The organism is Nitrospiria bacterium (assembly GCA_035498035.1).
Classification (GTDB): domain Bacteria; phylum Nitrospirota; class Nitrospiria; order JACQBZ01; family JACQBZ01; genus JACQBZ01.
Window position 1 is genome coordinate 26149 of sequence record DATKAN010000044.1, and the last position, 19738, is coordinate 45886.

Annotated in this window: 21 protein-coding genes; 9 read left to right on the forward strand and 12 right to left on the reverse strand. The window is 52.4% G+C overall.

The genetic code is table 11. From position 1 onward, the window contains the following. Positions 1–33: 33 nt before the first annotated feature. Positions 34–843, reverse strand: a complete 810-nt coding sequence (locus VMN77_09330; protein ID HTN43979.1) for a carboxypeptidase-like regulatory domain-containing protein — start codon at positions 841–843, stop codon at positions 34–36. Positions 844–1249: 406 nt separating this feature from the next. Here VMN77_09330 and VMN77_09335 point away from each other — a divergent pair, with 406 nt between their 5' ends. Then, positions 1250–1885 (forward strand): MarC family protein, encoded by a 636-nt coding sequence (locus VMN77_09335; GenBank protein ID HTN43980.1) that lies wholly within the window; start codon positions 1250–1252, stop codon positions 1883–1885. Positions 1886–1943: 58 nt separating this feature from the next. On the opposite strand, the gene folE is transcribed toward VMN77_09335, so the two are convergent. The 9 genes from folE to VMN77_09380 form a co-directional block, all read right to left on the reverse strand. After that, a complete protein-coding gene (gene folE / locus VMN77_09340) occupies positions 1944–2561 on the reverse strand; it encodes a GTP cyclohydrolase I FolE (protein HTN43981.1) in 618 nt (205 codons plus the stop codon). Positions 2562–2644: 83 nt separating this feature from the next. Next, positions 2645–2950, reverse strand: coding sequence for a 2Fe-2S iron-sulfur cluster-binding protein (locus tag VMN77_09345; protein ID HTN43982.1), 306 nt, complete (start codon positions 2948–2950; stop codon positions 2645–2647). A 27-nt stretch (positions 2951–2977) separates the two neighbouring features. Beyond that, positions 2978–4252, reverse strand: coding sequence for an NADH-quinone oxidoreductase subunit NuoF (gene nuoF, locus VMN77_09350; GenBank protein ID HTN43983.1), 1275 nt, complete (start codon positions 4250–4252; stop codon positions 2978–2980). Positions 4253–4350: 98 nt separating this feature from the next. Beyond that, entirely contained in the window at positions 4351–4845 is a 495-nt protein-coding gene (locus tag VMN77_09355; GenBank protein HTN43984.1) for a urate hydroxylase PuuD, read from the reverse strand. A 633-nt stretch (positions 4846–5478) separates the two neighbouring features. Continuing rightward, entirely contained in the window at positions 5479–6846 is a 1368-nt protein-coding gene (locus tag VMN77_09360; GenBank protein ID HTN43985.1) for a sigma 54-interacting transcriptional regulator, read from the reverse strand. Positions 6847–6900: 54 nt separating this feature from the next. Further along, positions 6901–7842: a malate dehydrogenase gene (gene mdh / locus VMN77_09365; protein ID HTN43986.1), complete on the reverse strand. Its 942-nt coding sequence runs from the start codon at positions 7840–7842 to the stop codon at positions 6901–6903. 867 nt (positions 7843–8709) lie between these two features. Next, positions 8710–9378: a TVP38/TMEM64 family protein gene (locus VMN77_09370; GenBank protein HTN43987.1), complete on the reverse strand. Its 669-nt coding sequence runs from the start codon at positions 9376–9378 to the stop codon at positions 8710–8712. A 41-nt stretch (positions 9379–9419) separates the two neighbouring features. Further along, positions 9420–9875 carry a plastocyanin/azurin family copper-binding protein gene (locus VMN77_09375; GenBank protein ID HTN43988.1) on the reverse strand — a complete coding sequence of 152 codons (456 nt, stop codon included), beginning with the start codon at positions 9873–9875 and terminating at the stop codon, positions 9420–9422. A gap of 94 nt (positions 9876–9969) precedes the next feature. Then, entirely contained in the window at positions 9970–10257 is a 288-nt protein-coding gene (locus VMN77_09380; GenBank protein ID HTN43989.1) for a hypothetical protein, read from the reverse strand. 230 nt (positions 10258–10487) lie between these two features. On the opposite strand from VMN77_09380, the gene VMN77_09385 reads away from it, so the two are divergent. Beyond that, complete coding sequence (locus VMN77_09385; protein HTN43990.1) at positions 10488–11348, forward strand: fatty acid desaturase; 861 nt, start codon at positions 10488–10490, stop codon at positions 11346–11348. A 72-nt stretch (positions 11349–11420) separates the two neighbouring features. On the opposite strand, the gene VMN77_09390 is transcribed toward VMN77_09385, so the two are convergent. Continuing rightward, positions 11421–11891, reverse strand: coding sequence for a DUF1844 domain-containing protein (locus VMN77_09390; protein HTN43991.1), 471 nt, complete (start codon positions 11889–11891; stop codon positions 11421–11423). 382 nt (positions 11892–12273) lie between these two features. Here VMN77_09390 and VMN77_09395 point away from each other — a divergent pair, with 382 nt between their 5' ends. From VMN77_09395 to VMN77_09425, 7 genes are all read left to right on the forward strand, one after another. After that, the gene (locus VMN77_09395) at positions 12274–12648 is read left to right on the forward strand and encodes a cytochrome c (GenBank protein HTN43992.1); all 375 of its coding nucleotides are present in this window, start codon (positions 12274–12276) and stop codon (positions 12646–12648) included. Positions 12649–12666: 18 nt separating this feature from the next. Continuing rightward, on the forward strand, positions 12667–14334 hold the full coding sequence (locus tag VMN77_09400) for an FAD-dependent thymidylate synthase (GenBank protein ID HTN43993.1): 1668 nt from the start codon (positions 12667–12669) through the stop codon (positions 14332–14334). Between the two features lie 14 nt (positions 14335–14348). Beyond that, entirely contained in the window at positions 14349–14936 is a 588-nt protein-coding gene (locus VMN77_09405; protein HTN43994.1) for a DUF1802 family protein, read from the forward strand. A gap of 86 nt (positions 14937–15022) precedes the next feature. Then, positions 15023–15658 carry a TetR family transcriptional regulator C-terminal domain-containing protein gene (locus VMN77_09410; protein HTN43995.1) on the forward strand — a complete coding sequence of 212 codons (636 nt, stop codon included), beginning with the start codon at positions 15023–15025 and terminating at the stop codon, positions 15656–15658. Positions 15659–16375: 717 nt separating this feature from the next. After that, positions 16376–17629, forward strand: a complete 1254-nt coding sequence (locus tag VMN77_09415) for an NAD(P)/FAD-dependent oxidoreductase (protein ID HTN43996.1) — start codon at positions 16376–16378, stop codon at positions 17627–17629. Positions 17630–17764: 135 nt separating this feature from the next. Next, positions 17765–18904: a citrate synthase gene (locus tag VMN77_09420; protein ID HTN43997.1), complete on the forward strand. Its 1140-nt coding sequence runs from the start codon at positions 17765–17767 to the stop codon at positions 18902–18904. Positions 18905–18930: 26 nt separating this feature from the next. Then, on the forward strand, positions 18931–19413 hold the full coding sequence (locus VMN77_09425; protein ID HTN43998.1) for a hypothetical protein: 483 nt from the start codon (positions 18931–18933) through the stop codon (positions 19411–19413). A 108-nt stretch (positions 19414–19521) separates the two neighbouring features. Here VMN77_09425 and VMN77_09430 read toward each other — a convergent pair whose 3' ends face one another. Then, a complete protein-coding gene (locus VMN77_09430; GenBank protein HTN43999.1) occupies positions 19522–19737 on the reverse strand; it encodes a cold-shock protein in 216 nt (71 codons plus the stop codon). Position 19738 lies beyond the last annotated feature (1 nt).

A 19738-nucleotide genomic window follows, 5' to 3' on the forward strand; every position in this document is an offset into this window, starting at 1 on the left:
ATTTTCCGCGTGTTGGAATTATTGGAATCCGTGTTACTTTGCGGCAAACGTAAAATCGGCCGTCGCTTTGCCCTTGGCCGGAACGGTCACTTTAACTTCCTGCGTACCCAAAATCGGATGGTACGCATGAAGTTCATACGTGCCCGGAGGAACGTCGTCAATGGCAAAGGTTCCATCCTCGTTGTCGATGGCATAATACGGATTCGTCACAGGCTGGAAATAGACTTCCATGTAGTTATGCTGGTCACACTGGATCTTCACATCGCTTTCCTTTTTACGGAGAATCATGGGCTTCTTGATGACCTGCCCCTTTTCAGGAAGCGGAAGATTGAAGATGGTTGAGCTACTGGCACCCACCATTTCATAGGCATGGGGGTTATGCAGCACACCCGTGGCGGCTTTCGGGTCATTCGGATCCGCATCGGTGTTTAGGATCCGGATCTCTGCTTTCTTCACCACGACCCCCGTCAAGGTCGATGGACCCCCTTGAACTTGAAACCGACAGATGTTTGTTTTGACATCCGTCCCGTTAAATTTAAACGGCTTGCCCTTCTCGATCTCTTCGATGAAGACCACCACATCCGCAAGGGCCCCGTTCTTGACGTTGACCTGCTGGACAAGCCGATGGCCCTTCCCGTCCGAATCGGCCTGTTCACAGAACTTTGGATTGGGGAATTTTGCAAAATCAAACTCCTTGGGCGCCGGTACCGCCCCTTTGAAGGAAATTTTCCCTGTAATGGTTCCGCCGTCAGGCACCGGGGCCTCATCATAGGCCGATACCATAGAGGCGCTCATCAAACCGACCACCCCTGCCATCACAATCGCAATGATAAACCCTTTCATCTTCTGATCTCCTTTCCTTGTAAAGGGAAGAGGGAAACGCCCCTCAACCCGAACTTGTTTAAATAAACTTAGCTGATTACTCTCCGCCGCTGTTCTGCCAAAGACATGCCTTTTTGGTTTATGATTTTAGAGGGTCTTAATCCACTTGATTTATGGCAGTCGTGCCTTTGAGAGGACTAAAAGAACTCCAATGAGGAAGACCCTTTGATCGTTCTACCTTCCGATGCACCTGTAAAAAACGGTATCGAAGTCTACGCCACAAATTAAACCCTGTCAAGAAAAAAATTTTACGCCCTATTAGGTGGAGTGTCAAGCTATTAAACCGACCGGTCCAACTCGTCCGGGCTTGCAAAGCGGAACGGAATCGATTATAAAAGGAATTCAAACTCGAGATCAATCCGGCCCCATGACTTCCGTCTTTCCTTTTTTCATCACAGCGTTCGTTTCGCTGTTCGCGATCATCGATGCGATCGGAAACGCGCCTATGTTTCTTTCCATCACCCCGCACAATACGCACGCCGACCGGGTCAAGATGGCCGGAAAAGCCGCGGTCGCGGTATTCATCATCCTGACGGTGTTTGCCCTCTTGGGAAATCGGATTTTTTATTTCTTCGGTATCACCATCGACGCGTTCCGCATCGCCGGCGGGCTCATTCTGCTGAAGATTTCGCTGGACATGGTGGAGGCGAAGAGTCTCCGGACGCGTCATACACCCGAAGAAGATCAGGAAGGTCTGGCCAAAGATGACGTCGCGATCATTCCGCTGGCCATGCCGATGCTGAGCGGCCCGGGGGCGATTTCAACCGTGATCGTCCTCACGGCCCAGGCCACCTCGGCCGGTTTGTGGGGGGCTCTACTTATGGCGATCGGACTTAACGCCGGTGTGGTATACATGATACTGAGTAGCTCAACCCGGGTCGTTGCCCTCTTCAAGGAGACCGGAATGCGGATATTGACGCGGATCCTTGGCATCGTCTTGGCTTCCATCGCCATCCAATTTATCCTGACCGGACTCCGGTCTTATATGACCGCCGCTCGGTAGGCAGCAAACGGGGGTCCAAAACGCCCAATTTTGTCTACCCAACGGCTGTACGTTTCCCTCATTCATGAACGTCGCGATTCCAAAGCAAAGGATCCTTTTGGACCGAACCCCGCCTGATTAGCTCCAGAAATTCTTCACGGGTTTCTCGGCGCGTTCGGAACCCTCCCAACATCGCACTGGTAATCGCCGTCGCATTCTGTTTTTCCACTCCCCGCATCATCATGCAAAGGTGCTGGGCCTCCATCACAACCGCAACTCCCTGCGGCTTGATTTTCTCCTGGATGATTTCGGCAATCTGCTGCGTCAAACGCTCTTGAACTTGGAGCCTTCGGCTGAAAACTTCGACGATCCTCGGCAGTTTGCTCAAGCCGATAACCTTTTTATCCGGAAGATATGCAATATGACACCTGCCGAAGAAAGGAACGAGATGGTGTTCGCAAAGACTGAAGAAATCGATGTCCTTGACGATCACCATTTCATCGTATTTGATGGGAAAGAGCGCGCCGTTTAAAACCCCATCAATGTCCTGGGTATATCCCTTGGTTAAAAATTGGAACATCTTGGCCACCCGTTCCGGGGTTTTGGTGAGCCCTCCGCGCGTCGGGTCCTCACCCACCAGCACCAGTACCTTCTCAATGGCTTCCTGAAGCTCTTGCGTCTTCTCTTCGGTCTTCATTGCGATTTCTTTCATGGTTTATGCCTTGCCCAAAGAACAGGCGTTATGAATGACAGACCTCCCGTTAAGGTCGGGAAGACCTCTCACGGCTCGACGGGCCTGGACTCGCTCGGAATTTGAACGGTCACATCCCCCAAGATCTTGGCCTGGCACGCCAGGCGATGGGGCGGAAGCAAGGCCGCCAAATCCATCATATCCTCTTCTTCAAATTCGATCCCGGTAAGATTCTCGTGTCCCTCGATCACCACCACCCGACACGTGCTGCAGGAGGCAAATCCGCCGCATTCATGAGCCAATGGAATCCCCAGGAGCTGGGCCGCTTCAAGCAGCGATTTTTTTTCGGGAACCTCCCCGCTCATTCCCGATGGATAAAAGGTAACCTTGGGCATAGGATCATTCCAGCCGCGGCCGCCGTCTTAGGACGCGACCTTCACGGTGCAGCGATGGGCTTTGATGTGGGATTCAAATTCCTCCGGAAAGTGCCGCAGGCTACATTCAACCGCCACGGCGGCTCCGGTAATGACGGTACAATCGCCGCGACCCTTGACGAAACCGCTGAGTTGTTGAAGCGCCCGGAGGTCTTCCGGTTTTCCGTGTCCCGTCTCAATTTTCTCAAGGATCTGATGAAGATAATGCGTCCCCATCTTACACGGAGGACACTGACCGCAGCTTTCATCCCTGAAGAAATTACAAAACTTCATGGTTTGTTCAACCATGCAATGGGTGTCATCCAGTACAATCACCCCGGCTGAACCCAGACCGGATCCGATTGCCTTGAGGGAATCAAAATCCATCGAGACGTCGATGTCCTTTGGGGTCAGAAAAGCTTGGGAAGGGCCTCCCGGATAAACCGCTTTCAGCGCTCGTCCTTCTTTTATTCCGCCGCCGAATTCCTCGATCAGTTTCCTGAGGGAAACGCCGAGTGGGAGCTCGTATACACCGGGCCGGTTAACATCGCCGCTGATTGAAAAGAGCATGGTCCCGGGACATGTTTTAGTTCCAAACGATCGAAACCAGTCGGCACCGTTGGAAACAATGGGCGGAACGTTCGACAGCGTTTCGACATTGTTGACCACGGTGGGCTTGCCGTATAATCCATAGACGGTCGGATAATAGGGCGGTTTGTGCTTGGGTTTGGCCTCGCGTCCCTGCATGCATTCGAGCATGGCAGTCTCTTCGCCAGCCACATAAGTGTCCGGACCCAAAAAAATCTGGATGTCGCACGAAAACCCCGTTCCCAAAATATTGTGCCCCAATAGTCCGTGTTTTTGAGCATCCTCGATCGCCTGTCTTACAAGCGCGACCTCTTCGGTAAAGGCCCCGTTTATAAACAGATGGGATTCTTTTGCCCCCACGGCAAACGTCGCGATCGCGATTCCTTCAAGCAGTAGATGGGGATTTAACCGAAGCAGAAGACGATCTTTGTAGGTTCCCGGTTCGTGTTCGCCGGCATTACAAGCCAGATAGCGTTCCAATTCCCGGTGGGTGGCGACCATTTCCCACTTCTTCCCGGTGGGGAAACCGGCCCCTCCCCGGCCCCGCAGCCCGGAACGTTTGATGGTTTCAATCACCTCGAGCGGCTGAGAATGTCGGAGAACGTTTTCCAAGGCCTGGTAACCGCCCTTTTTCTGGTAGGCCTCAAGGTCAACCGTTCCCTTTGTTGTATCTTTCAGCAGAATCTGCTGTGTCACCCTCGTCTCCCAATCTCATTCGCAAAGACCCAACTTGGTCCGCCTGAAATTAGCGGTTATGTTCCAACCGGGTACCACACGAGATCATCTCGGCTAAATTAAAGGTAGTGGCTTAACGCCATAAAAAAGAGCATTGGAATAGAAAGATAAAAGTTGGTACGAGATGCCAGGTAGGCTTTTCGAGCCATGGCCGCCATCTCGGCCGGCGGAGACTGTTGCTTGGCGGCGGCCTCAGCCGTCATCTGAATGATTCGCTTTTGATTCGGCCAAATGATCACCCAGACATTAAATAGCATGATGATCCCCAGTGCTCCACCGATGCTGATGGACACCTCCCAGGCCCCGCTGCCACCTCCCCATTTCCTCATGAGAATCAAAAGCCCGGCCAGAACCGTGACCAACGCGCTCCATCGAAACCACCATAACGCGGGCGGCATCAATAGAGGCACGACTTTCCCCTTGGTCCCCGCATCAAGACCTTTCATAAAATTGACATTCACCAAGTTAAAGAAATAAAGAATACCAATCCAGGTTATTCCGGCTAAGAAGTGAATCCACCGGAACAGCAACTCGAACGGATCGACGCCAGGCATGGTTCCTCCTTCGTTATGATTATTCTAACTGCAAGAATTGAATCAACTTTTCATTCAATTACACCACGGAATTAAAGAGCGTAAATCGCTTCTAAAATACACCTCCTTATTTTATATTGTCAACTCAATAATCAGAATGAATCCCGACTGGATTTGGTGAATTTTGAACCGCCTAGGTCTCTGATAGGTTGGTTCACAGGGATAATGATGGAGACAATCGGGGGAGACGTCAACGAAATACCAATCGTTTACGCGTCTTGCTCCCCATGGGCGCAGGCCGATTCTTGCGATTGGCCAGGATTACAGGATCAATGATTTCACCGCAACCAAGACAACGCCAACCGAAAAAGAATATCGCCCCTGTGTCGTCCCGAAGGTCTTCAAAGGGTTCGTGAACCATATAGCTTTCGCAACGCGGACATTTCACGACCGGCACCCTCTACTGCAATAATGAAACATCGTGTTTCATTTTTGAAATTATACCGGCCATGAGCAGCGGTTGTCAAGGCCAAATTGATCCGACCCTCTTTTCCGATGAATCCTTCACCCCGATTGATAAGAAATGGGCCGAATTTGAATGGGCCGACGGAAAATTTTTAAAAGGATTATTTGACGGGATTTATTGACAGGAGATTATTGTTCACTCGAGGATTTAACAAAAGAATAACTTATGCCATGTTCTTTGATTTTCCTCCATAATGTTGTTCGACTGATCTTGAGCCTTTCTGCCGCCTCACCGTAGTTCCAGTCGGTCTGGGAAAGGGCTTTTAATACTAATTGTCGTTCCACAATCTTAAAAGGATCCTCGTGTTTAATAGCCACATCCATGAAATCGTCCTTAACATAAAACATGTCTTTGGGTAAATGGGACGGCAAGATTGTACTGCCTGTACAGAGGACAACGGCATGTTCGATAATATTCTCAAGCCTTTGTATGTTTTCCGGATAATCGTAGTTAAGCAAGATCTCCATTGCGGCCGGCGCAACGGACTTTATTTTTTTACCCATCGATGTATTGAACCGCTTTAAAAAATGTTGGACGAGAAGGGGAATGTCGTCACGCCGTTCACGAAGGGGGGGAAGGACAATGGAAACCGTCCGAAGTTGATCAAAAAGTTCTCTGAGAAACTCGCCGTGCTCAACCGCCGAGGCGAGATCCCGATGCGTGGCTGCAAGAACTCGAACATTGGCCCTAATCTTCCGGCCGTCCCCGACCCGCTCAAACTCCTTCTCTTTTAAAAAATGAAGCAATTTGAGCTGAGCGGCAGAACTGATATAACCAACCTCGTCAAGGAAGAGCGTACCCCCATCCGCCAAATCCAAACGACCGACCCGATTCGAGACCGCACCAGGAAATGCCCCCTTGATAAATCCGAATAACTCACAGGTCACCCTCTCATCGGTCAAGCCGCCGCAGTTGACTGTCACAAACGGTTTTTCATTGCGAGGACCGTTTTCATGGATGGCATGGGCCAATAGCTCCTTGCCGGTGCCCAGTTCACCCTCGATCAGGACACTGGACTCACTTCGAGCCATCTCGGGTAACAGGGCGCAGACCCTCTGCATCCTGTGATTCTTTCCAATGATGTTCTCAAAGGAGTACTTTCCCCTCAAGGCCTCGTTTAAGGCTTCAATCTGCGAACGATCCCGGATGATCTCTACCCCTCCGATCACCCGACCGTTTTTATTTTTTAGAAGAACCGTATTGGTGCTGATGGTCACCACCTTCCCGAACTTATTTTTTAAGACAGTCTCGTAATCATGGATGTTCCTGCTGGTGGATAAGGTCTGCTCAAGAAGGCATTCGTTATCACAAGCCGCGCACCGAACCACTTGCGCGCAGGACATCTCCTTCGCCTCTTTCTTTGAGTAGCCCAGCAAACGTTCGGCGGCTTTGTTCAGGTATTTGATTTTTTTATCTAACCCGATGGTGACAACGCTGTCGTTCAAAGAATCGAGAATCACCTCGGTGTCGACTTGTTTGGTATTCAGAGATTTCATGGCTAGAAATTATTCTAGACCCGCATTCTCGCTTAGTCAACATCGAACTTCCTCTCATCCGATCATGCGGTCCACAACCGTACAGAGTTCTTTGACTCCTTCGGCCGACTTCCGGAGCCCTGCGGTTTCCTCCGAAGTCAGTTCGAACTCCACGATCGCTTCAATGCCACCGTGACCCAGCTTAGCCGGTACCCCCACGAACAGGTTCTGGACACTGTATTCTCCTTTGCAAAGGGCCGCGCACGGCAGGATCTTCTTCTTGTCTTTGACAATCGACTCAACCATCTCGACAATGGCGGCGGAAGGGGCAAAATAGGCGCTTCCAGTCTTCAGAAGTTTGACAATCTCGGCCCCTCCGTCCCGGGTTCGCTGAACAATCGCATCCAGTCGGTTTTTGGGAATCAATTCCGTCACGGACACCCCGCCCACTGTTGTGTAACGGGGGAGAGGAATCATGCTGTCGCCGTGTCCGCCCATCACGATGGCCCGGACGGTCTCGGCGGAGACCCGAAGCTCTTGGGCGATGAAGGTCGCCATGCGGGCCGAATCCAGTACACCGGCCATGCCGATGATCCGCTCCCGAGGAAACTGAGTCGTCTTGTAGGTAACATAGGTCATGGCATCCAATGGATTGGAAACCACAATGATCACGGCTTCCGGAGAATGAACAGCCACTTGCTGGGCCACGGTCTTGACGATCTTGGCATTGGTGGACAGAAGATCGTCCCGGCTCATTCCCGGTTTCCGGGGAACCCCGGAAGTGATGATAACCAGATCGGATCCCTCCGAATCGGCGTAATTGTCCGTCCCGCGGATTTGTGTGTCGTAGCCGTAAATCGGAGCCGATTCGGCAAGGTCCAGAGCCTTTCCTAATGCCACATCCTTGTTGATGTCGATCAGGACCAGTTCTTCCGCAAGTTCTTTTTCAACCAGCCGCTGCGCCGTCGTTCCTCCGACGTTTCCAGCGCCAATGACCGTGACCTTTCTCCGTTTCATTTCGGATGGCTCCTCCGCGTTTTACCGACTCCTTTTTTCATCAACAAACCCAAGATACGATAGCACACGCTGGAAACGAGGTCAAGAAAGGTCGAGCAACGATCGAAAGACCCTCGCCTCACAATCAAAGCACGGGTCGAATGGAGCCTTACCCAATATGTCCGTCGTGATCGCAACAATTTGAACGAAACAAAAAGACACATCGCCTCCCGTTACTCATGCCTCTTCTCGGACAGGACCAGTCCATGGACCAAACCTTTTGGGTTAAGAGACCGGCCTAGATGTTCGCCGGCGTCGAAGCTGTCCTGTATTTTAGGAATGGCGACATGGGCACTTTGAAGTCGGGAATAATCAAACTTCACGGCTGTGGATACCAATAAACCATCCGACACCTTGGTGCCGCGAATTTCCCCGGCCGTTGAACGGCCGAAGATATACGCCCCGGGGTAAGTGCGCTTCAATTCGTCATACCAGTTTTTTCTTTCAAATGGATGTGCCCCTGAACAACAAGACAAGATCGGCTGTTGGAATAGATCGCCTCATTGCACCCGATTCCCACCCCACCGCCTGTGTCCAAAGATCCTGTACAATTGCCGTCGTTTTTCCCCTTTTGGGCCATCAAATCTGCAGCATGATTTCAATTCAAATAAAAGAACCCGGGAACTGACTCAAATTGGAATCAGCGCTCGGGTTTCTCAAAAGTCCATGTGGAACCGGCAAACATTACTGTCTTTTTCATCCAAGAAAAGAACGGGCGGATTGGAAACGTCAGCCTGTAATTTGAATGATCATTATTACTCCAGTTATGATGACCTAATTTATCAATAATATCACAAAAAAACGGGATTACCGGTCTCCAAATTACCTTTATTTCAAAGAATGATCCCGCTTCTTCCTCCGTTTGTAAAAAATCGGAATCAGGCTCAACAAAATCAACAGGCCGATGGCCAGGGTAAATCCCCATGATCGGATGTGTGTCAGCGTGCTGCCCAGATAGACGTAGGCAAAGGTCCCCGGAATGATGCCCAGAAAGGTCCCCAGTATATAGTCCCTCGTCCCGATCTTGGAGATTCCGGCCATATAGTCCAGCGCATTGAACGGAATCAGCGGGATCAGTCGCAGGAAAAAAATGACCTCAAAACCGCGCGAAGCGGCCCGCTCATCGAGTAACCCTATGGTTTTAAACTTTTCCTTAAGCAGGCGCGTGACGAAATCGCGACCCAAGTAACGTCCCACAAGGAAGGCAAGGGTTGCACCGATCGTTGCCCCCATCACTGTAAGAATCGTTCCCCATAGGGGCCCGAAGGCCAGTCCGCCGCCGATAGTAATGATCCAACCAGGAACGAAAAAGACCGGCGCGACGCTGTAAATCAAAACATAGAGGAGAGGGGCAAGATATCCGACGGATTGGATCGAGTCCCGGATCTGCTCGGGATGGAGATATCGACCCAGATCGGTCCACCGAAATAGCACAAGGCAGATGACGATAAATATCAGGAGACCCGCAAACTTCACGGTCTGCCGGGAAAGCCCCATGGTCATCCCCGTCTTGCCAGTGGACTGTTTTTCCCGCCGGATTACGGCACAACTATGATTTTGCCCGACATGTGGTGGAAAGGGAGATGGCACATGTACAGATATTCCCCGGGCTTCGCAAAGGTCTTTCGGTATTCCTTCCGAGGAGGCAATTGCCCAACGTCGATCACACGAACATCCGGTGAAAGCTCTTTCGGATTGCAGGGGTCACCACCCCCACTGCTGATCAGGGTGTGGGTTTCATAATCCTGATTAATCCATTCCACCGTTGTCCCGGCCTTCACGTTAATGACCGCCGGATCATATGCCTTGTCACACCGACTTTGTGCATCCACCACGATCTTGATCATGACCACCGGAGGCGGTGGGGGCTGAGCCGGTTTCAAAGGAAGGGTCTCGGCCGATCTTCCGACTCCCGATCCGAGCAGGACGAAAAGAATCACTGCCGTAAGAACACCCATTTTCATTCCGATGGTCCCCTCTTGGGTCCTGATCATATTAAAACTCATGTAGGGGCGTAAACCTATGCCCCTACATGAGTTTTGCGTTCACAAGCACAATGTTCTCTATTCGAACATGACGCCGGGGAATCTAGGAGCGGATGTCTACCGCAACCATCCGGCCTTTCTCTTCTTTGTAACCGACCATCACACGATCCTTAACATTGAGCTCGTCGAGAATCGTGCCGGTGGCAACAAAGGTCACCGGTTGATTCGTTTCGGCGTCCTGGATCGTGAAAGTCTTGGCCTTCGCATCAATCGTCGTGACACGACCGACATGCGTGTTCGGTCCAGCCGATTTGCAGGCCCAGCCCGTTGTTACAGATCCGAGCAAAAAAACGGTCAAGAGTGCCACCACAACCAGATATTGATTCTTCATAATGCATCCCTCCTATTTGGTCATTTAAGGAATATTATGCCTCAAATCATTCGGGTATTGCAATACCGTATACGCCGAGCCATCCGGTCCGAAACATTAATAAAGTATTGAGACTTGACGCCTAGAGTTTGAAATGCTATATTGTATCTGGAAATAACGGAAACCGCCCTTCATGACGTTTCGGTTATGGAGGGCGGTTTTGTGTGTCTGGATAGAGAAAGGAGTCTCGAATGAATCAGGCGTTTGCCGAAACAGAAACACTTGTAAGGCCCACCGACTATCTCGCGATTGTGATGTTTTCCATCACCGTCCTCGCGGCCTTGGTCGGTGTTCCGATTTTCGGTTTCACATTTGGTTACTCAAAACTAGATTGGATCTTATTCGGGATCCTGTATGCCGTTACCGGGTTGGGCATTACAGTTGGATACCATCGCCTGATTTCACATCGGAGCTTTACCTGTTCGGATCCTATAAAGATCCTTCTCCTCATTGCCGGTGGATGGGCGTTTCAAAATTCGGCCTTGAAGTGGTCAGCCGACCATGTGCGACATCATGCCAAAGTGGACCAAGAAGAGGACCCTTACAACGCCACTAAGGGCTTCTGGCATAGCCATGTCTTTTGGTTATTTTTAAAGGACCCATTCGCCGATGATAAATATACAACCCAATTTAAAAAAGATCGGCTGGTGGTCTGGCAGGACGATTATTATATTCCTATCCTCATCTCAGGTTTCGCCCTGCCCTTCATAGTGGGATTTCTGAATGGCGGATGGGTGGGTGGATTGGGTTGTTTCCTTCTGGCCGGAGTTGGTCGGGCCTTTCTGGTGCTTAATTCAACATTCTGCATTAATTCGATCTGCCACCTGTGGGGCGACCAGCCCAACGGAACGGACAACAGCAGCCGGGACAGCTGGTGGATTTCTCTGATTACGTTCGGAGAAGGCTATCACAATTACCACCATGCCTATCCGAAGGATTATCGTAACGGTCCCAAGTGGTATAACTTCGATCCTTCAAAATGGCTAATTTTTGGTCTGCAAACCGTCGGTCTGGCAGGAAACCTATACCGGGCCTGTCCTAAAACAAAATAATCCATTCCCATGTAAAAAGGGCATCTCCAATATCTGGGATGCCCTTTTTACATCTTCTTTTGACCTTTTCGATTATGTTTTCTTTGAAATGTCAACGAATTTCAGGCGAAGGCTGTAGAGAGTCTGCTGAAGTAGCTCCGATTCACTTTTGGTCAGATTTCCCTTGGTCTTCTCTTCCAGCAAGCCTAATAGATCGATCAGTTCCCGGGCTTGCACGAGATCAACTGGCGGCGGCGAACCCGCCACCGTTGGTACACCGGGCACCCGAGCCTGGCCGATGGCCACAAGCGCCGAAGCTCCAACGGAGAGAATAAATGAGGAAAAATCCAGACGACTACCGCTATGGGAGCCGTTTCGGGGATCCATTGCAGGTCCGGACCCGGATTTCGAATTCCCTTCCTCACGAACCTCGGCAATTTCAATCTTTTTTTGCCGATCTGAACTTGCTGAAGGGGCGTCCATTTTACCTTTTTCTTTCTGCGATTTAGGCGGCTCGAGATGTTGAATTTCCAACTCGGGAAGGGTTAAGTCCAAGTCATGCAAGGGACGAGGACGGTGCTTCCCTTCTTTTGGCGGTACCGAGGTTGGTTTGGCAGGTTGCTTTGGGGGGACGGAGATTGAAGGAGCCGATCCTCCTTCCTTTCCCGGCATAGGCGTAGCGCACTGTGAACAGACGTCGCCGATACTTTCCTCATGCCCGCACGCCGGACAGCGCATAATTCCTCACATTTCCAGTCCAAAGAACGCTATTTTTTATTAATTATACATCCTTCCTTTTTTTAGCGCAATTGTCCTAACCTCAACCAGGGAAACATTCTTGACAGGCCGATAACTGACCGGTATTATGATGATCCAAAATATTGGAAATAGTATCTTTATTTATTCCATGAATGACAAATCGAAATTCCCTCGGATTGTCCGGTGGATGCCGATAGCCATCCTGACCGGCGTCTGGTTTTTACCGGGCTGCAATACGGACAAGGGCGGGAACTCCCCGGCCACCTTAACTTCCAATGTGCCAGAAGAACACGCAAAAGGAGAGGAGGCTTTTAACCGATACTGCGCAGCGTGCCATGGAAGTGCAGGGACTGGAACGGATCACGGTCCAAGCTTTATCGATCGAATTTATGAACCCAATCACCACGGCGACTCATCCTTTTTCCTTGCGCCGCGGAGGGGTGTCCGGGCTCATCACTGGAACTTCGGCGATATGCCGAAGATCGAGGGATTATCGGACGATGACCTCAAACAGATCGTCGGCTACATCCGCTGGCTGCAACGGCAAGCTGGAATCCAGTAATGAAAAAGGATCCACTCCATGTCGGATGAAACTTTAACAGCCCAAGATCGCGAAAATCTCGCCCCGTTTTTCACTAACCTAGACAGGGGCGTCTTCGGGCTTAAACTGCCCCAGGAAGTCGCGGGGGCGCTATTCTCCCGGTACAGCCGTTCGGCGAAGGATCTTCGTCGGATTTTCTTGGATGAATTTCTGGGCGAGATGGGAGCATTCCACGCGCCGACAGCCTCAGACAATACCGACGCGTTGAAAAAAGCCCGCGCTTTTTACGACCGTGTGCTGGTGGGTTACGGGGACGATTCTGTCGCCCAATTGGGAGGAGCCCATATCGCCTGCGAGGGGATCTCCAACGTCGCGGCCAATCTGATCGAAGATGCGAGGATCGGGCTCGCGCCGCTGGAAAAATCCACGCGGTACGTTCGCTTCGACAAAAAAGGTCCCAATGGCGAATACTTGTTTTACAAAGAACCCCGCATCATGGCTTCAAAACATGCCCCAAAATACTTGAACGTCATGAATCTACTTTTTCAAACTTACGCTAGCCAAATGGATCCCCTGATCAATTTCATCGCCCGGCGCCTGCCCATCACCGATATGCCATTCAAACATCCTCAAACCGGCGAGGCCTTGGCCTATGCGGATCTGGGACGAAATTCCGAATTGAAAAAATGGGCCCAGACCGCCTACCGAGCCACGATACGAGCCCACGCCTGCGACCTTCTCCGGGGCTACCTGCCGGCTTCGACAAAGACCAATGTCGGTCTGTTCGGCGTAGGCCAGGCTTTCGAATATCTATTAACTAAACTCTACTCCCATCCCTTAACTGAAATGCGCCAAATGGCCAAACAGATGCAAGAGGAATTAAATGCGTTGATTCCTTCTTTTGTCAAACGGGCCGGGTCCAACAGCTATCTCACCGAAACGTACCTAAACACCCGTGCATTCGTACAAAAGGAGACGGCCGGCATGAACCGTGCGCCGTCGGAAGCGGTCGCCCTGGTGGATTACGACGGCGATGCGGAAGAAAAAGTCCTGTCGGCCATCCTCTATCCCCACACACGGCTTCCGTTGACCCAGCTCCGGGCCGAGGTCAAGTCCTGGAATTCGGAGCGCCGGGCCCGATTGATTAGCGAATACCTGGAACGTCGAAAACACCGACGGGACAAACCGGGACGGGCCTTCGAACAGGTTTATTACACCTTCGACCTTTTGGGCAATCTCGGAATGTACCGGGATCTTCACCGTCATCGGATCCTTTCCCAGGAGCGTCAGGATTTTGATGTGGCGTACGGTTATGACACCCCCAACGAATTGGCCGAGATTGGGTTTAAGGAAAATTTCGACCGGTGCATGGCCCAAGCGGCCGATCTCTATAAACGTATCTACGCCGAGCTTCCTCATGAAGCACAATATGTCGTTCCCTTCGCCTACCGGGTTCGCTGGTATATGAAGATGAATCTTCGGGAGCTGGTCCATATCGGCGAGCTTCGCACGATGCCCCAAGGGCATTCCGATTACCGGTCCATGGTCCAGGAGATGTGCCGGAAAGCGGATACCGTGCATCCAACGCTGTTTCGGTATGCCAAGTTCGTAGATTGGAAGGAGTACCACCTGGGACGCCTTCAGTCCGAGATGCGAACGGAGTATAAAAAATCCATCCTGGATCCAAACTCCGACCGTAAGGCCTGATCGAAGAAAAATCCATGCAACGCAATAACCGCTTTGCGCTGAAAGAATGGGCCATCATCCTCAGGGCGTTGGCGGAAGGACGACAAGTCCTGCTGCTGCGCAAGGGCGGTCTCATTGAAAACACTGCTCGATTCAAGGTCGAGCATACCGAATTCTTTATCTATCCGACCTACCTTCATCAACAGCGTAGAGGAATTATTCCGGCTTGGAGGAAGTATTTAGACCAAATCCTAGCGGCCCCACCGCCGAAAGGGGAGGTTCACCTGACCCACTATGCCGTCGTGCAGCAGATGTTCAAGATCACCGAACCGGAACGAATTAAAACGCTGTCCGCCTTCCATGTGCTCAACGAGCATGAAGTCCGAAAGCGGTTTTTCTACGGCCAGGCCCCGGGACTTAATCTCGTTCTCCTGCGTGTCTTTCAACTGGCCGAGTCATTCCGGATACCGGTCCAACCCTCTTACGCCGGCTGTCGGTCGTGGGTCGATCTCGGGCAGGAAATTCCCACGTCCCGATGCCGCCCCGTTCTCGGTGATGACACTTTTGCCATGAAAGCCCGCCGCATTGCCGCGCGCCTCAACCCATCCCACCAGCCTTCCTGATCAATTGAGAAAGGACTTGACACGGTACCGGACCGATGGTATGATGTTTCTCGAAATAGACTAACCGGTCGGTTTCTTTCTACACTATGGCGAACAAAGGCGAGGTCACAAAACAAAAGGTCCTCAAAACTGCCCGGGAGTTGTTCTACCTCAATGGGTACAACAACACCAGTATCGACGATATTTTAAAGGCCAGCAAGATCAAGAAAGGGAATTTGTATTTCCATTTCAGCAGCAAGGAAGCGCTCGGATACGCGGTGATCGATAGTTACCTGGCCGAAGAGGCCGAATTGATTGACCGGATCCTGGCCGGACCGGGCCGCCCGATGGAACGGATTTACCGGCTGTTCGATTCATCCAGGCAGCATCTGAGCAAACAAGGCTGCCGCGGCGGCTGCCCTATTGGGAATTTTGCACTCGAAATGTCGGATATCCACAACGGCTTTCGGAAGAAGATCAATGAGGTCTTCGACGCCTGGTGCGATCGCCTCGAGCGACTCCTCCGGGAAGCAAAACAGAACGGCGAACTGCCCCCGTCCATCGATCCGAAGGCTTTGGCGTGTTTTATGGTCGCCGTTTGGGAAGGCGGCGTTATGCTGGTGAAGACTCGAAAAGACCCGCGAATCTTGGGCGACTGCATTAAAAGTTTGAAGGCCATCGTCGAGGCCTGTGTGCCCGGACCCGTCCGACAGGCGGGGGACCGGCAGGTTTACCGGGTCTGATTTTTTTACCCGCTTGATTGACCGACTGGTCGGTCAAAAATTAATGAAAGGAGGTGTCCGATGCGTTGTCCGCGTTGCAATGGATTAATGGTCGATGATTGGTTTCAAGATATTCGGGATGATACAGGGCGAATAAACTTTGAGGGACTGCGCTGTCTGATTTGCGGTGAAGTGGTGGATCCCGTCATTCTCCGCAACCGTCAAATCGGGCCTGAAGGGATTCCCGGCCGTCGTCGCCGGCGGTTAAGCCCGGCCGGGGTCTCCTAATGGAAGGGAAAACCAAGCGAGCAAAGTGAACGGGAGGGTTAGCGTCCATCCGGCTTTGCAGGTGGAGGGGGGCGACGCAAGCCCCAATAAATGGAAGGATGATCATGAACATAGAAGGTTATCATTCACTGATCGCAGTTAGCGTTATCGTATTTTATACGGCCGTCGTGCTGTTCTTTATCATATTTGCCCTTATGATCCGGCTGGTTCCCGCGCCGATCATGGTACCGACTGTACACCGTCCGCGTCAAGGAACCATTTTACGGCCAGGGGGAAGAAGCGGTCGAGGCGGTTGAACGGGGTTGATGTCCCGGACCGCCCCGACCTCGTCTGATCCCTTAAGACCCTCGGATTGATTTTCGGAACCGAACCCATTATATTGACGGTCGTCCATGCCGTTTTGATGGCAAGCTAGCCTTCAAACGATGACCCGAATAAAAAGACGGTTTCATGAATCAACGCTCTCGGACGTCCGATCCAATCGAAACAGCCGATGTCGTCATTGTCGGCGGAGGAACGGGCGGTCTTCTGTTGGCCCTGATTCTCGGTCGCGGGGGTCGACGCGTGACCATCGTCGAACGCCAACCCAAGCTCCAATCGATTGCGCGGGGGGAACTGCTTCAGCCAAACGGCCTTCGTATCCTGGATCGGCTCGGACTGTTGGATAGCCTCAAAATCCTTCCGTCCCATGTGGCCCACCAATTTAACTTCTTCCGCATCGGCGGTCGGAAGCTCTGCACCGTTGATTACCGGTCCCTCCCTCCCCCCTGGAATTTTACCCTGATCACACAGCCGCACCACTTGCTCGGCCTTCTTTTAGAACAACTCGAACAGACCGGTCGTGTCCGTCTCTTGACCGGAACCGACTTCGAAACGCTGTTGTTTCAGAATAAGACGATCATTGGAATCCGGGCCATTCAGAACGGCCGCCCCATTGAACTCCGCACATCGTTCGTCGTGGGCTCCGACGGCTCCTATTCCAAGGTTCGACAGGCGATGGGGGTCCGATTCCGTCTGCATGCGTATCGAGAAGGTTACCTCACCCTGGTTGTTCCGCGCCCGCCGGGATTTTCGAACGATGCACGGTACTATGTCGGTCGCGGCGAGATCCTGGGGATGTTTCCTGTTTCGGATACCGAGTTGTACCTTTTCTACATGATCCCGGCCGCTGCCAGGGAAACGATAAGGCAGCGCGGGCTTGACTCATTGATCTCGGCGATCTCAATGATCGATCTTGCGCTCACCCCGTCCCTCCGGTCCGTCACGTCTTGGGATCAGGTGGGGTACATGCCCTGCGTCCGGGTCCGGGCGGAGCGCTGGACCGCCGATGGCGTGGCCCTCATAGGGGACGCTGCTCACGCCATGAATCCTCACGTGGCCCAGGGTCGCAATCAGGCCATGGAGGATGCGGTTGTCCTCGCCGAGGTCATCCAGAACGGCTTTGCTTCCGGAGCATACCGGGAACCACGATTGGACCGTTATGAACTGGAACGACGGCCCCCTGTCGAGCGACTTCAGCGCATGGGGGATGAGCTGACCCTGTTGTGGAACACCGCCCTGCCCCCGCTCGCCTGGTTCCGGGATCGGATCTTCGAGGGGATGGCGCGCCATTCAGAGGTGCGGGAAAGGGTGGTAAAGTCGATCTCGGGCCTGGAGATCCGGCCGATGGGAATCTTCGACCGCCTGCGCGTTTTTTTGCCGTAATATCGCGTGGATTTTACCGACATGCACTACGAGCGAGGAGGGGAGGCTCCGCCAGCGGATGGGACCAGGCGAGCCGGTGCAAAATAGACCGGTTGCTTTTTACCGGTCTTGCGGATAAAATTATCCAAAAAGGAGATGCGGATGTCCGATTACTCCCCCGGTTTAGCAGGAATTCCCGCTGCAAAATCCAAGATCAGCTATCTGGACGGACAGAAGGGCATTCTGGAATACCGGGGATTTCGGATTGAGGTCCTGGCCGAAAAGAGCCACTTTATCGAAACCGCCTATCTTCTCCTCTTCGGTCACCTTCCCAACGCTTTCGAGCTCGATCGCTTCACCACGGATCTCCGTTCCCACCGACGGATCAAATACCGGATAACGGACCTGATGAAATGCCTTCCGGACCATGGGCACCCCATGGATGCCCTGCAGGCCGCGGTGGCGGCCCTCGGGATGTTCTACCCCGCCAAGAACGTACAGGACCCGGAGGTTCAATACCACTCAGCCGTACGGCTCGTCGCCAAGCTCCCGACGATCGTCGCGGCCCATGCGCGGATGCGTCACGGCGACGAGCCGATTCCGCCCCGTCTTGACTTGAATCATGGGGCCAATTTTTTATATATGTTGACCGGGAAGGAACCGGATCCGATGCTGGCCGAAGTCCTGGACATTGCCCTGATCCTGCATGCCGAACACACGATGAACGCCTCGACCTTCAGCGGCCTGGTTGCGGCTTCGACGCTGGCCGATGCTTACACCGTCGTGTCGTCCGCCATCGGAACGCTTTCGGGTCCGCTACACGGGGGAGCGAGCGAGCAGGTGGTGGAAATGTTTCGCGAAATCGGTTCCGTGGCTAATGTCCGGCCATATATCGAAAGGAAACTGGCCGCAAAACAGAAGATCATGGGCCTGGGACATCGAGAGTATAAGGTGAAGGATCCCCGGGCCATCATCCTGCAGAAACTGGTTCAGAAAATATTTGACCACTCCGGCAAGTCGCCCCTCTACGAGATCGCCCTGGAGACCGAGCGGGTGGGAACGGAACGACTCGCCAGCAAGGGCATTCACCCCAATGTTGACTTCTATTCCGGAATTGTGTATGAGAAGATGGGGATCGACCGAGACCTTTTTACACCGGTCTTTGCACTGGCGCGTGTCGTAGGCTGGTTGGCTCACTGGATCGAGCAGTTGAAGGACAACCATATTTTTCGCCCGACCGAAATTTACGAGGGCGAACGTGACCAGGCATATCTTCCACTGGATCAGCGATCATAATAAAACATCTGGCAAAGGAGGAATTCATGCCGAAAAAAAACCGGAAGTCCAAACCCAAAAAAAACAAAAAGATCACCCGTAAACCACCCAAGAAATCCGCAAGGAAACCGGCTAGGAGGACGACGGCTAAAAAGAAAACGGCCCGAAAAACGGTCCGGCCGACCCGTCGTCCGGCCGCAGTCAAGTCGGTCGGGCGCGTCAAGACGGCACCGCCGCCGATGAAACCGAAGGCCCCTCCGGCCGGTCCGATGATCGCGGAACAGCGCGTGGGCATCGTGACGCATTACTATTCCCATTTGAGCGTGGCGGTCGTTAAGCTGGATCAAGGGGCCCTTCAGGTGGGGGACACCATCCACATCAAGGGGCACACGACGGACTTTCAACAACGGGTGGGATCCATGCAGGTTGAACACCAATCCATCCAGAGCGCCCAAGTGGGCGAGGAATTTGGGTTGAAGGTCACGGAACACGTCCGTGAACACGACATCGTCCATAAGGTAATCGGGTAGGCCGCATCAAACAACCGTTGGAACGCCGGGGTGTCACCCCTGCGCCGCATTTTTAAAACAAAAAGCCCCCCGCCTATTGAGGCAGGGGGCTTTTTTTACAGGCTTATCTTATCTCGATTGAGACGACAGCCGAACGACGTTCGACGCCTGCGGGCCTTTGGGACCCTGGGTCACTTCAAACTCAACCGCTTCACCTTCGTCAAGCGACTTGTATCCGTCACCCTGAATCGCGGAAAAATGTACAAAGACATCCTTACCGTCTTCCTGGGACAGGAATCCATAACCCTTGCTGGCATTAAACCACTTCACAGTGCCTTTTGCCATT

Bases quoted from the DNA above. Each gene is read 5' to 3' on its own strand.
- VMN77_09330 (HTN43979.1), bottom strand. From the start codon at position 843: ATGAAAGGGTTTATCATTGCGATTGTGATGGCAGGGGTGGTCGGTTTG.
- VMN77_09335 (HTN43980.1), top strand. From the start codon at position 1,250: ATGACTTCCGTCTTTCCTTTTTTCATCACAGCGTTCGTTTCGCTGTTC.
- folE (HTN43981.1), bottom strand. From the start codon at position 2,561: ATGAAGACCGAAGAGAAGACGCAAGAGCTTCAGGAAGCCATTGAGAAG.
- VMN77_09345 (HTN43982.1), bottom strand. From the start codon at position 2,950: ATGCCCAAGGTTACCTTTTATCCATCGGGAATGAGCGGGGAGGTTCCC.
- VMN77_09355 (HTN43984.1), bottom strand. From the start codon at position 4,845: ATGCCTGGCGTCGATCCGTTCGAGTTGCTGTTCCGGTGGATTCACTTC.
- VMN77_09360 (HTN43985.1), bottom strand. From the start codon at position 6,846: ATGAAATCTCTGAATACCAAACAAGTCGACACCGAGGTGATTCTCGAT.
- mdh (HTN43986.1), bottom strand. From the start codon at position 7,842: ATGAAACGGAGAAAGGTCACGGTCATTGGCGCTGGAAACGTCGGAGGA.
- VMN77_09370 (HTN43987.1), bottom strand. From the start codon at position 9,378: ATGGGGCTTTCCCGGCAGACCGTGAAGTTTGCGGGTCTCCTGATATTT.
- VMN77_09375 (HTN43988.1), bottom strand. From the start codon at position 9,875: ATGATCAGGACCCAAGAGGGGACCATCGGAATGAAAATGGGTGTTCTT.
- VMN77_09380 (HTN43989.1), bottom strand. From the start codon at position 10,257: ATGAAGAATCAATATCTGGTTGTGGTGGCACTCTTGACCGTTTTTTTG.
- VMN77_09385 (HTN43990.1), top strand. From the start codon at position 10,488: ATGAATCAGGCGTTTGCCGAAACAGAAACACTTGTAAGGCCCACCGAC.
- VMN77_09395 (HTN43992.1), top strand. From the start codon at position 12,274: ATGCCGATAGCCATCCTGACCGGCGTCTGGTTTTTACCGGGCTGCAAT.
- VMN77_09400 (HTN43993.1), top strand. From the start codon at position 12,667: ATGTCGGATGAAACTTTAACAGCCCAAGATCGCGAAAATCTCGCCCCG.
- VMN77_09405 (HTN43994.1), top strand. From the start codon at position 14,349: ATGCAACGCAATAACCGCTTTGCGCTGAAAGAATGGGCCATCATCCTC.
- VMN77_09410 (HTN43995.1), top strand. From the start codon at position 15,023: ATGGCGAACAAAGGCGAGGTCACAAAACAAAAGGTCCTCAAAACTGCC.
- VMN77_09415 (HTN43996.1), top strand. From the start codon at position 16,376: ATGAATCAACGCTCTCGGACGTCCGATCCAATCGAAACAGCCGATGTC.
- VMN77_09420 (HTN43997.1), top strand. From the start codon at position 17,765: ATGCGGATGTCCGATTACTCCCCCGGTTTAGCAGGAATTCCCGCTGCA.
- VMN77_09425 (HTN43998.1), top strand. From the start codon at position 18,931: ATGCCGAAAAAAAACCGGAAGTCCAAACCCAAAAAAAACAAAAAGATC.
- VMN77_09430 (HTN43999.1), bottom strand. From the start codon at position 19,737: ATGGCAAAAGGCACTGTGAAGTGGTTTAATGCCAGCAAGGGTTATGGA.